This window comes from Thalassococcus profundi (assembly GCF_003344785.1).
GTDB classification, from domain to species: domain Bacteria; phylum Pseudomonadota; class Alphaproteobacteria; order Rhodobacterales; family Rhodobacteraceae; genus Puniceibacterium; species Puniceibacterium profundi.
This window is the reverse complement of record NZ_QPMK01000018.1, coordinates 52341-64244: the sequence shown is the minus strand read 5'-3', so window position 1 is coordinate 64244 and position 11904 is coordinate 52341. Positions and strand designations below refer to the sequence as shown.

Genomic DNA, 11904 nt, shown 5'->3' with positions numbered 1-11904 from the left:
AACAGAGGACAGACGCATGCACGATCCGAACCCGGGCCTGGACCGGCTGACCACGCCCTGCCTGGTGCTGGACGAAGCGCGCATGACGCGCAACATCCGGCGGCTGGCAGCAAAGGCGGAGGCGCTCGGCGTCACGCTGCGCCCCCATCTCAAGACCGCGAAATCCGTCGACGTGGCGCGCCGCGTGCTGACGGGCGGGTCGGGCCCGGCGACGGTCTCCACCCTGGCCGAGGCCGAGGTCTTTGCCGCAGCCGGGGTGCAGGATATCCTCTATGCGGTGGGCATCGCGCCGCAGAAGCTGCCCCGCGTGCTGGAACTGCGCGCCCGCGGCTGCGCCCTTGTCATCCTGATCGACAGCCTTGCGCAGGCGCAGGCGGTTGCCGAAGCGGCGCAGGCCGCGGGCCAGCCGATCCCGGCACTGATCGAGATCGACAGCGATGGCCACCGCGGCGGCCTGCGGGCCGGCGATCCCGAACTGATCGAGATCGGCCGACGTCTGCACGACAGCGGCGCAGAGTTGCGCGGGGTCATGACCCATGCCGGCGAAAGCTACGGGGTCGATGGATCAGCCGCCCATGCCGTATTCGCGGGAAAGGAACGTGACGCGACCGTAGCCGCCGCCCGGGCGCTGCGCGAAGCCGGTCTGCCCTGCCCGGTCGTGAGCGTCGGATCGACGCCGACGGCCCATGCGGCCGAGGACCTTTCCGGCGTGACCGAACTGCGCGCCGGTGTCTACATGTTCTTCGATCTGGTGATGGCCGGCATCGGGGTCTGCGACACGAACGATATCGCGCTGTCGGTGCTGACCACGGTGATCGGCCATCAGCACGATCGCGGCTGGGTGCTGGTCGATGCGGGCTGGATGGCGATGTCGCGCGATCGCGGCACCGCGGCACAGACCGTCGATCAGGGCTATGGTGTGGCCTGCGATCTGGGCGGCAGGATCTACCCCGATCTGATCATGCGGCAGGCCAACCAGGAACACGGTATCCTGGCGCTGCGCCCCGGCTCGACCGAACGCCTGCCGAACCTGCCGGTCGGCACCCGGCTGCGGATCCTGCCGAACCATGCCTGCGCCACCGCCGCCCAGCACGACCGCTATCACGTCATCCCGGAAGACGGGTCGGGAGCCCTGATGGAATGGAACCGCTTTGGCGGCTGGTAGGTCATGCACCCCGACGGGGAAGGAGCTGCTCTCCTCGTCACCCGCAAACCGTCCGCCGACGCGATCCGCACAGCGCTGCGCGGCACCCATCACGACGGCGGTGGCTCGGTCTCGATGCCTTCTTCCGCCGAAGCCCGTCCATTCCTGCCAGAAAGGGTGAGGAATTCACTCGTTTATGCTGCGGACACCGAAAGCTTCCGCAAATTCGTTCTGTCGATGCCGCTAGCCTTGCAGGCAGGTCGAACGAGGAACCCCGATGGCACCCATCTCACCGATATCCATCGCGTCGACGGCTTCAGCAGCCTGACCAGCTGCGACATGTGCATCCGCAACAGGGTCCGGGTCGACCGCGGATACGAGCCGGCCAACCCTTTTTCGACGACGCCGATACGCGCCGCCTGGCCACCCTTGTCCGGCTGTAACGTCCCCATTCCGCTGCCTGTCCTCCCATCCGGTCGGCCGTGCAGCAAACGAAGGAGCCAATCATGAGCAACGCTGCCGAAATCGAAGCCGCCAAAGCGCGCTTGCATCAGTTCTACATCGACGGCGCCTGGGTCGATGCGTCGGGCGCGGAGCGGTCCGGTGTCGTCAATCCGGCGACCGAAGAGGTGATCGCAGAGGTTGCACTCGGCTCTGTCGAAGACACCGACAAGGCCGTTGCGGCGGCACGTGCGGCCTTTTCCGGATGGGCCGCGACAGCGCCCACGGAGCGCGCCGGGAAAATCGCGCGGCTGCGCGAGCTGATCCTTGAAAACACGGAAACGATCGCCCGCGCCATCACTGCCGAAATGGGGGCGGCGACGAGCTATGCGCAGGCCGCGCAGGTGCCGCTGGCCGCGGAACACCTGCGCGCCGCCTGTGAAGTCGTACGCGACTACCCATTCCTGACACGCCGGGGCCAGGCCGGCATCCTGCGCGAGCCCATCGGCGTCTGCGGCCTCATCACGCCCTGGAACTGGCCGCTCTACCAGATCACCGCCAAGGCGGGAGCGGCCCTGGCGGCGGGCTGCACGGTGGTGCTGAAGCCCAGCGAGCTTTCGCCGCTCAGCGCGGCGCTCTTCGCCGAGCTGGTCGATCGGGCGGGGTTTCCGGCGGGCGTGTTCAACCTTGTCAACGGAACCGGCCCCGTCGTGGGTGCGCGGCTGGCCGGACATCCCGATGTCGATATGGTCTCGATCACCGGATCGACCCGGGCCGGCGTCGCCGTGGCGCAGGCCGCGGCTCCCACGGTCAAGCGGGTCGCGCAGGAACTGGGGGGCAAGTCGCCCAATGTGATCCTGCCCGATGCCGACCTGTCGAAGGCGGTGCCGCCGGGCGTGGCCTCGGCGATGCGCAATGTCGGCCAGTCCTGCAGCGCGCCGACCCGGATGATCGTGCCCCGTGCCCGGCTGGCAGAGGTCGAGGCGCTGGCGGTCCGGGCGCTCGAGGACATGCGTGTCGGGGATCCGACCGATCCGGCAACCACGCACGGCCCCTCTGCGAACCGGACACAGTATGCCCGCGTCCAGACCATGATACAGACCGGCATCGACGAAGGTGCCAAGCTGCTGTCCGGCGGCCCCGGACGCCCCGAAGGTCTGATGCGCGGTTTCTTCTCCAGACCGACGATCTTTTCCGAGGTCGCCACCGATATGGCCGTCGCGCAGGAAGAGATCTTCGGCCCGGTACTGGTCATCCTGCCCTATGACGATGTCGAGGAGGCGATCGCCATCGCCAACGATACGGTCTTCGGGCTCGGGGCACAGGTCCAAGGTACGGACCTGGCACTGGTGCGCAGCACCGCGGCGCGCATCCGGGCGGGGCAGGTGCATCTGAACTACCCGGCCTGGGACCCGCATGTGCCCTTCGGCGGCTACAAGCAGTCCGGCAACGGGCGCGAATACGGCGTCGAGGGGCTGGAAGAATATCTCGAGACCAAGTCCATCCTCGGCTATTTCGACGGGGAATGACCGTATCAGCCAACGCATCGGCGCGACGTCCGCTGTTTTCGCAAGTGGGCTGATCGCGACAGGATCGCGCCGGTGGCATCTCATCGAACCATGGCCGGAACGCATCAAGCCCGTCTGACGCGCTGGCGCAGGATCAAGGCGACGCACACTGGACGTAAAGACCGAGCATCGATGGGATCGTCGTGCGCGCCATTCCCGCAGTTTCCTGTACCGCGCGGTGGCGCCCAATGCCGATGAATCGTGCCGATGACCGATGCGCTTTCCGTTGAGGGGAACGCGCCTCTCTGCCAGCCGCGAGATCTTGGCAAACCCCGCCACCGGCGTGAATCGATGGGACGATTGTCCGCCCGGAACTCTACCGCCCCCTCCGGCAGATTCATCTACCTCCGCCCGCCGTGCGCAATCATCCACTGCGCAGACACGAAAATCGGCACGTAACGCTCCGGCACGCGCGGCAGACTGAAGTCAACAGAAGGCCCGAAAACGAGGCCCGGACCGCATTCCCGACAGGAGCCGACATGACGAACCTGATTGCCATCGACCCCAAACCCTAAGTCCCGCCCCAGGACTCTCTTCCGATGCCCGAACGCCTGATCTCGGGCAATCCGGCTTTCAGGACCTGGGCGCAGGACGACTCCCGCAACGGCACGGTGCTGACCGGGGTCTGGGAGGCGACGCCGGGCGAGACCCATTCGATCAAGGGGACGACCTTCGAGTTCTGTCACATCCTTTCCGGCTCCATCGAGATCGAGGAAACGGGCGGGGTGACCCATCGCTTCGGCGCCGGCGACAGTTTCGTGATGAAGCCGGGGTTTGTCGGCGTCTGGAGAACGCTGGACACGGTTCGGAAGATCTATGTCTGCGCCCAGGTCTGAGCGCGCCCTGGCCGGACGCGGACCGGCGACGAATGTGTCTGCTCGCCAGAACGATATGCCTGACGGGACGGCAAGTGCAGCGTTTCCTGCCGACACGTCACCGCAAAACGACACCATCTCGCCTCCGGAGCGATCAGACTTGATCCAATGGCGGCGCGTCTTTCCCGCCTCGTTCCACGCGGACTTAAGGCACGACGCAAGAGCAACGTCCCGGTCCGGCGGCACGCGCCCCGGTCCAGCCCGCAGCAGAGAGGTCCTAGAGCCCATGGTCGGAGGTCAATCCGCATCCTTATCCGATACATCCGTCGCGCTGTCCGTGCGCGGCCTGACCGTCACCCTGCCCGACGGGATGGAACGGAGCCACGCGATCGAGGATGTCTCCTTCGACCTGCATCGCGGCCAGATCCTCTGTGTGATCGGCGAATCCGGATCGGGGAAATCGGTCACCGCCAGCACCGTGATGGGCCTGCTGCCCCGGGCGATCCAGGCCACCGCCGGGTCGATCACGCTGGAGGGCCGCGAAATCATCGGCATGGGCCGCGAAGAGCTTCGCGACCTGCGTGGACGCGTCGTGTCGATGATTTTCCAGGATCCGCTTTCGGCGTTGAACCCGCTGATGACAGTGGGCGCGCAGATCGACGAGGCCATGGCGGCCCATGACGAGGGCACGCCGCAGTCGCGCCGGCAACGGGCGATCGAGCTGCTGACCGAGGTCGGCCTGCCCGACCCGGCGCTCATGTATCACCAGTATCCGTTCCGCCTGTCGGGCGGTCAGCGCCAGCGCGTGATGATCGCCATGGCGCTGGCGCTGGAACCCACCATCCTCATCGCCGACGAGCCGACGACCGCGCTCGACGTCACGACCCAGGCGCAGATCCTCGAGCTGATCCGCGACATCCAGCGCCGCAAGGGCATGAGCGTGATGTTCATCACCCACGATTTCGGCGTGGTTGCAGAGATCGCCGACAGCGTCGTCGTGATGGAAAAGGGCCATGTCGTCGAACGCGGCAGCGCCGCGCAGGTGCTGAATGCGCCGGAACATCCCTACACGAAACGGCTCATCGCCGCGGTCCCGCACCTGCGCCAGGACGACCGCGAACGCGCCGCCCACACCGACGCCTCGGGCGCCCCGGCAAAGCCGCTGCTGAAGGTGCGCAACTTGGTGAAAACCTACCGCAGCGGCAGCGCGTTCTTCCGCACGCAGCGGATCGTGCCGGCGGTGCAGGATGTCTCCTTCGATGTATTGCCCGGCCGTACTCTGGGCGTTGTCGGCGAAAGCGGATCGGGCAAGTCCTCGCTCGGGCGTCTGCTGATCCGGCTGATGGAGGCCGACTCGGGCCAGATCCTCTTTCGCGACCAGGACATTGCCGGGCTGACCGAACCCGCTTTCCGCAGCCTGCGGCCCAAGATCCAGATGATCTTTCAGGATCCCTTCGCCTCTCTCAACCCGCGCAACACCATCGGACGCAGCCTGACGGTCGGCCCGATCGCGCATGGGGTTCCGGCCGCGAAAGCGCGCGAGGACGCCAAGGCGCTGCTCGATCTCGTGGGCCTCGATGCGCGGGCGTATGGCCGCTATCCGCACGAATTTTCCGGCGGTCAGCGTCAGCGCGTCGGTATCGCGCGCGCGCTGATGTTCAAGCCGGAGTTGTTGGTCGCAGACGAGGCAGTCTCGGCGCTCGACGTGTCGATCCAGGCGCAGATCCTCGAACTGCTCGACCGGATCCAGCGCGAGACCGGCGTTGCCATGATTTTCATCACCCACGACCTGCGGGTCGCAAGCCAGATCTGCGATGAGATCGCGGTGATGCAGAAGGGCCGGATTGTCGAGTTCGGCCGCCCCTCTCGGATCTTCTTCTCGCCCGAGGCCGACTACACACGCGAGTTGGTCTCGGCGATTCCGGGGGAACAACTCGACGACAAGACCGCGGCAGCGGCCACGGGTGGCCGCCAAAGCACCCAACAGACTTTACAACAGGGAACACAGACATGACCAAAGAAAAGTCCCCGAAATCCGGTTTCACGCGCCGGGCAACGCTGCGCATGATGACGGCCGGCGGCGCGGTCGGCCTGCTGGCACCGGGCCTGCTCGGCAAGCCCGCCTTCGCCCAGACCGCCCCGGCAGAGCCGACCGGCCGCGTCGTCGTCGGGCTCTCGCAGGAGCCTACGGTCTTCAATCCGCTGATGCCGCATATCGAGGTCGACGACGGTGTTGCCTTCTCGATCTTCGACACCCTCTTCCGCATCACGCCCGACGGCGACGTGGTGCCCAACCTCGCCACGGAGGTGCCCACGGTCGAGAACGGCGGCCTGTCCGAGGACGGGCTGAACTGGCGGATCAAGCTGCGCGACGACGTGACATGGCACGACGGCGAGAAGTTCACCGCCGAGGACGTGAAGTTCACCCTCGAACTCATCACCGATCCGAACTTCCGCGCCTGGCGGACGGCGGGCCATGACCTCGTGCGCGATATCGAAGTCGTGTCCCCGACGGAAATCACCTGGCGGATGGAAGAACCCTTCGCGCCCTACGTGTCGTTCCTGTGCGAAACCTTCATCCTGCCGGAGCACATCCTGGCCACCGCCGAGGATCCCAACGAAGCGCCGTTCAACCGGGCCCCGGTCGGCACCGGCGCGTTCAAATGGGGCAGCCGTCAGGCGGGCGACAACCTGATCCTGGAAGCCAACCCCGACTACCACGGCGACGGCCCCTATATCGAGCAGCTGGTGTTCAAGTACATTCCGGACATGACGGTGCTCTATACCCAGTTCCGCAGCGGCGAGATCGACCTCGTCGGCCAGGCCTACATCACCCCGGACAACTACGAAGAGGCCAAGACCCTCGACGAACGCGTGGTGACGCTGGAGCCGCGCGGCACCCTGGAGTCGATCTACCTCAATCAGGCGCTGCCAGTGTTCCAGGACAAGGCCGTGCGCGAGGCGCTTTACCTTGCCATCGACCGCAAGTCGATCATCGACCTGCTTTACTTCGGCGTGCCCGGCGAGGCCGAGACCTTCATGCCGGAGACCTCGGCTTTCCACAATCCGGACCTGCCCGAGCACGAATTCGACCTCGAAAAGGCCGCGAGCCTGCTGGACGAGGCGGGCTGGACGCCCGGCGCGGAGGGAATCCGCGAAAAGGACGGCGTGCGGCTGAGCTTCGCCAACTCGACCACCACTGGCGCGCATCTGCGCGAACAGGCGCAGCAGTTCATCCAGCAGACCTATGCTCAGATCGGCGTCGAGATGACGATCGAGAACCTGCCGCCTGCGGTCATGTGGGGCGAATTCTGGGGCCAGTCGCAATTCGACTCCGCCATGGTCGGCATCACCTACCTGATCGGCGCCGACCCGGATGTCACCAACCGGTTCCACAGCAACGCCATCGCCGCCGAGAGCGGCAGCGGCTCGAACAACGCGCAGTATTCCAACCCCGAGGTGGACCGGCTGCTCGAGGACGGCGCGCGCACCTTCGACGTGGAGAAGCGCAAGGAAATCTACAGGGAGATCCAGGCGATCATCCGCGAGGACCTGCCGTTTCTGCCGCTGTTCCGCTACACCAACGTCTTCGGACGCAAGGCGGGGCTGGAAGGGTTCGAGGCCAACTCCAACACCCGCACAGAGTCCTCGCACGCGGCACTCTGGTACTGGGGCTGACGCCTCGACCCTGCCGCCGCCCGTCCCTCCCTGCGGGCGGCGGCACCCTGACACGACACACCCGACACGGAGCAGCGCCCTATGGCCGCCTTCCTATTCAGCCGTTTCCTTCAGAGTGCCGTTCTTCTGGTGATCGTCTCGATCATCGGGTTCCTGGTCCTTTACCTCATGCCCGGCGGACCGCTGTCGCAATATGCGCTCGATCCCGGCATGACGCAGGAAGACATCGCAAGGATCACCGAGCAGCTGGGGCTGAACCGTCCTGTCCACGTTCAATACCTCGACTGGATCTGGGGCCTTGTTCAGGGCGACTGGGGCACGTCCTTCCGCGATGGCAGCCCGGTCACCCAGGTGATCGCCCGGCACGTGCCTGCGACGCTCCTCTTGATGGGCTCTTCGACCGTGATCGCCGTCGCCATCGGGACCTGGATCGGCATCCGCGGCGCGACGCACCGCTATTCCGGCTTCGACTACATCGCCACCGTGGGTGCGATGATCGCCCTGTCGATCCCGACCTTCTGGTTCGGCCTCATCGGCATCTACGTCTTCGCGCTGCGTCTCGACTGGCTGCCCGCGGGAAACATGTACACCATCGGCGACGGGTCGGTGCTGAACTACCTGCATCACCTCATTCTGCCCTCGATCGTTCTGGCGCTGGTCCATATCGCGATCTGGAGCCGCTTCATGCGCACCGCGACGCTGGATGCGATCAGCCAGGATTTCGTCAAGACCGCCCGCGCCAAGGGCGTGTCGGAGCGGCGCGTCGTGATGAAACACGTGGTCGGCAATGCGCTGCTGCCGATGATCACCCTGGCGGGTGTGCAGGTGCCGTCCCTGCTGACCGGCGCGCTGGTGACGGAAACCGTCTTTACCTGGCCGGGCATGGGGCGTCTCTTTCTCGACAGCCTGGGTTACAGCGACTACCCGGTCGTGATGGGGCTCCTGATGTTCTCCGCCCTCCTGACGATCGTCGCAAACCTCATTGCCGACATTACCGTGGCCCTCGTCGATCCGCGCATCCGTCTGGCCTGATACCACAGGAAGGATTTTCCCATGAGCACGACCGACTTCACCGTGACGCCCCTGCCCCGCTGGTGGCAGAACCGCGTCGTGCGCAAATTCTTCGGCCATCGCCTGGCGCTCCTGGGCCTGGTGATGATCGCGCTGCTGACGCTGGCCTGCATCTTCGGGCCCTATCTGCTGCCCTATGACTCGCTCTACATCGATCTGCGCGCGCGTTTTGCGCCACCGCTGACCGGCGATCACTACTTCGGCACCGATCCCCTGGGCCGCGACATTGCCGCGCGCCTGCTCATGGCGGGCCGGATTTCGCTGTTGGTGGGCTTTTTCGCCATGCTGCTGGCGACGATCCTGGGCACGTTCATCGGAGTCGTCGCCGGGTACGGCGGCCGCGTCGTGAACGCCGTGCTGATGCGGCTGGTCGACGGGTTCCTGTCCTTTCCGACGATCTTCATGCTGCTGGCGCTCGCCGTGGCGCTGCAGCCCAGTCCGATCATGATCACGATCATCATCGCCCTGACCGGCTGGATGGAGGTCGCCCGCATCGTCGAGGCCGAGGTCCGGTCGCTGCGCGAACGCGAATTCGTGCTGGCGGGCCGTATGCTGGGTCTGAGCCAGGCGCATATCATGATCCGCGAGATCCTGCCCAACTGCATGGGCCCGATCATCGTCGCCGCGACGCTGACCGTGGCCCGGGCGATCCTGCTCGAGGCCTATATCAGCTTTCTCGGCTTCGGCATCCAGCCGCCGCTGCCCAGCTGGGGCAACATGCTGAACGGCGCCCAGCAATATTTGGGCTCCGCGCCCTGGCTGGCGATCATTCCCGGCGCGGCCATCACCATCGCGGTGACGAGCTTCAATTTCATCGGCGACGGGCTGCGCGATGCGCTCGACGTCCGCAACGACAACTTCTGAGGTCGATCATGTCCCAAGATGCGCGCGCCGCCCGGAGCGCAACGCCCTACTGGTGGGAGGCCGCGCCGCCGGCGGCCCTGCCGCAGACACCTGTCCCCGCCAAGGTCGACGTGGTCGTCGTCGGCGCGGGCTTCGCGGGCCTCTCTGCGGCGCTGGTGCTGGCACGCGCCGGCCGGTCCGTCGCGGTCTTCGACGCCATGCGCCCGGGCGAAGGCGCCTCGTCGCGCAATGGCGGTATCACCAGCGGCAACATCCGGCCCAGCTTTGCCGCGATCTCCAAGCGGTTCGGTGAGAAGGTCGCGCTTGGCATCGAGGCCGAGGGCAAGACCGCGCGGGAGTTCCTGCGCGCGTTCATCGCCGATGAGGGGCTGGAGTGCGACTATCAACCCGTCGGCAATTTCAAGGGCGCGCTCGGCTATGACCAGTACGACACCATGGCCCGCGCCGCCGAAACCCTGAGCAAGCGGCTGGGGATCGAGGCCTACGCCGTGCCCCATGCCGAACAGACGGGTTATATCGGGACGGATTTTTACCGCGGCGGCACGGTGCGAAAGGATATCGGCGGGCTGCACCCCGGCAAATTCCATGCCGAGATGCTGCGGGTTGCGCTGGCGGCGGGCGTGGACGTGCATGGCGAGACGCGGGTCAGCGGGATCAGCCGCGACGGAACCGGGTTCCGCGTCGCCACGGCGCGGGGCGAGATCGCAGCACGCCAGGTGCTGGTCTGCACCAACGGCTATACCGACCGCGCGACCCCCTACCTCCAGCGCCGACTCATTCCCGTCCGCAGCCGGATCATCGCCACCGACGATCTGCCCGCCGATGTCATGGACCGCCTGATGCCGCGCCGCATGATGATGGGCGAGAACCGGCAGTTGGGCTTTTACTACCGGCCTTCGCCCGACGGCCGGAAGATCCTGCTGGGCGGACGCGACGCCTCCCGCCGGGGCGATCCGCTGGAACCCACCCTGCGCCTGCGGGCCGGGCTGGCCCAGCTCTTTCCCGAGTTGGAGAACGTCACGCTGAGCCACAGCTGGTTCGGTAACGTGGCCATGAACCGCGACATGCTGCCCCGGCTCTTCGAACATGACGGCATTCGCTATGCCAGCGGCTTCTGCGGCTCCGGCGTGGTCTGGGCGCCCTGGGTCGGCAGCCGCGCGGCCCACCGTCTGCTTGGCGCCGAGGCAGGCCACAGCGCCTTCGCATCTCGCGCGCCCGCGGCCGTCCCGCTCTACCGTGGCGATCCGTGGTTCGTGCCTGCGATCATCAAGGGCTATGCGTTGCAGGACCACCTGGCGTTTCGCAGAGCCCGGCGATGACCGGCACGCTGCTGCTCACAAAGGAGGAGGTTCGCGGCCTCCTGCACATGCCCGACGTGATCGCCGAGGTCGAGGATGCCTATCGCGCCTACAGCGGCGGCGATGTGGACCAGCCTCCCTACATGGGCATCCACCTGTCCACCGAGGCGGCCGAGATCGACTTCAAGGCGGGCTACCATCGAAGCGGCGAACTGGTGTCGCTCAAGGCCTCTTCGGGCGGGTTCCGGGACAATCCGGGCCGCTTCGGCCTGCCCAACGGCATGGGCACCGTGCTGCTCTTCGACGGGTCAAGCGGCGCGCTGACCTGCGTGATGGACGGCAGCCTGCTGACCGGGTTCCGCACCGGCGCCTCGGGCGCGGTGTCGGTCCGGGCGCTGGCGCGGCCCGGCGCGCGCAGGCTCGCCGCAATCGGAACCGGACATCAGGCACGCATGCAGATCCGGGCGATCCGCGAGGTCATGCAGATCGACGCCATCGACGCCTGGGGCCGGTCCCCCGAGGGCGCCCGGGCTTTCGCCGCTGAGATCGAGGCCGAGTGCGGCATTCCCGTCACGGTCGCCGGGACGTCGCAGGAGGCCGTGGCAGAGGCCGATGTCGTCGTCGCCACGACCCGCGCCAGCGGCGTGGTTCTGCGGGCAGGCTGGCTCCGCCCCGGCACCCACATGGTCGCCATCGGCGCCGATCAACCCGGCAAGCAGGAGCTGGACCCGGAGCTCTTCCGCGATGCCCGTGTGGTGGTCGATGCCGCCGCGCAATGCTGCGAGAAGGGCGAGGTGCAACACGCGCTCAAGGCCGGTATCGTCACCGGCCCGCTGGACGAAATCGGCGAGGTGCTGCTGGGTCGCAAGCCGGGTCGCGAGACCGAAGACCAGATCACCATTTTCGACAGTACCGGAATGGCGATCCAGGACAACACGACCGCCGCCGCGCTGCTGTGCGAGGCCAAGGCGCGCAGGGTCGGCACATATTTCGACTTTCTGGCCCCGGCGGGATGAGGAGACCCC

Annotated in this window: 9 protein-coding genes; all 9 read left to right on the top strand. The window is 66.7% G+C overall.

Annotated features, from left to right (window positions below; translation table 11 throughout):
• Positions 1-16 precede the first annotated feature (16 nt).
• Positions 17-1165 (top strand): DSD1 family PLP-dependent enzyme, encoded by a 1149-nt coding sequence (locus tag DU478_RS18650; RefSeq protein ID WP_114512474.1) that lies wholly within the window; start codon positions 17-19, stop codon positions 1163-1165.
• Positions 1166-1650: 485 nt separating this feature from the next.
• A complete protein-coding gene (locus tag DU478_RS18640; RefSeq protein ID WP_114512472.1) occupies positions 1651-3114 on the top strand; it encodes an aldehyde dehydrogenase family protein in 1464 nt (487 codons plus the stop codon).
• A gap of 578 nt (positions 3115-3692) precedes the next feature.
• Entirely contained in the window at positions 3693-3989 is a 297-nt protein-coding gene (locus tag DU478_RS18635; protein ID WP_114512471.1) for a cupin domain-containing protein, read from the top strand.
• A 265-nt stretch (positions 3990-4254) separates the two neighbouring features.
• Positions 4255-5982: a dipeptide ABC transporter ATP-binding protein gene (locus DU478_RS18630; protein WP_114512470.1), complete on the top strand. Its 1728-nt coding sequence runs from the start codon at positions 4255-4257 to the stop codon at positions 5980-5982.
• A complete protein-coding gene (locus DU478_RS18625; RefSeq protein WP_114512469.1) occupies positions 5979-7646 on the top strand; it encodes a peptide ABC transporter substrate-binding protein in 1668 nt (555 codons plus the stop codon). Before DU478_RS18630 ends, DU478_RS18625 begins: the two co-directional genes overlap by 4 nt.
• Positions 7647-7727: 81 nt before the next feature.
• Positions 7728-8678, top strand: coding sequence for an ABC transporter permease (locus DU478_RS18620; protein ID WP_114512468.1), 951 nt, complete (start codon positions 7728-7730; stop codon positions 8676-8678).
• A 21-nt stretch (positions 8679-8699) separates the two neighbouring features.
• Positions 8700-9581 carry an ABC transporter permease gene (locus DU478_RS18615; protein ID WP_114512467.1) on the top strand — a complete coding sequence of 294 codons (882 nt, stop codon included), beginning with the start codon at positions 8700-8702 and terminating at the stop codon, positions 9579-9581.
• 8 nt (positions 9582-9589) lie between these two features.
• Entirely contained in the window at positions 9590-10900 is a 1311-nt protein-coding gene (locus DU478_RS18610; RefSeq protein ID WP_114512466.1) for an NAD(P)/FAD-dependent oxidoreductase, read from the top strand.
• Positions 10897-11895: an ornithine cyclodeaminase family protein gene (locus DU478_RS18605; RefSeq protein ID WP_114512465.1), complete on the top strand. Its 999-nt coding sequence runs from the start codon at positions 10897-10899 to the stop codon at positions 11893-11895. The genes DU478_RS18610 and DU478_RS18605 overlap by 4 nt, the downstream gene beginning before the upstream one ends.
• Positions 11896-11904: the final 9 nt, after the last annotated feature.

What these genes read in the sequence shown, in the direction of transcription:
- DU478_RS18650 (WP_114512474.1), top strand. Translation starts at nt 17, where the DNA reads ATGCACGATCCGAACCCGGGCCTGGACCGGCTGACCACGCCCTGCCTG.
- DU478_RS18640 (WP_114512472.1), top strand. Translation starts at nt 1,651, where the DNA reads ATGAGCAACGCTGCCGAAATCGAAGCCGCCAAAGCGCGCTTGCATCAG.
- DU478_RS18635 (WP_114512471.1), top strand. Translation starts at nt 3,693, where the DNA reads ATGCCCGAACGCCTGATCTCGGGCAATCCGGCTTTCAGGACCTGGGCG.
- DU478_RS18630 (WP_114512470.1), top strand. Translation starts at nt 4,255, where the DNA reads ATGGTCGGAGGTCAATCCGCATCCTTATCCGATACATCCGTCGCGCTG.
- DU478_RS18625 (WP_114512469.1), top strand. Translation starts at nt 5,979, where the DNA reads ATGACCAAAGAAAAGTCCCCGAAATCCGGTTTCACGCGCCGGGCAACG.
- DU478_RS18620 (WP_114512468.1), top strand. Translation starts at nt 7,728, where the DNA reads ATGGCCGCCTTCCTATTCAGCCGTTTCCTTCAGAGTGCCGTTCTTCTG.
- DU478_RS18615 (WP_114512467.1), top strand. Translation starts at nt 8,700, where the DNA reads ATGAGCACGACCGACTTCACCGTGACGCCCCTGCCCCGCTGGTGGCAG.
- DU478_RS18610 (WP_114512466.1), top strand. Translation starts at nt 9,590, where the DNA reads ATGTCCCAAGATGCGCGCGCCGCCCGGAGCGCAACGCCCTACTGGTGG.
- DU478_RS18605 (WP_114512465.1), top strand. Translation starts at nt 10,897, where the DNA reads ATGACCGGCACGCTGCTGCTCACAAAGGAGGAGGTTCGCGGCCTCCTG.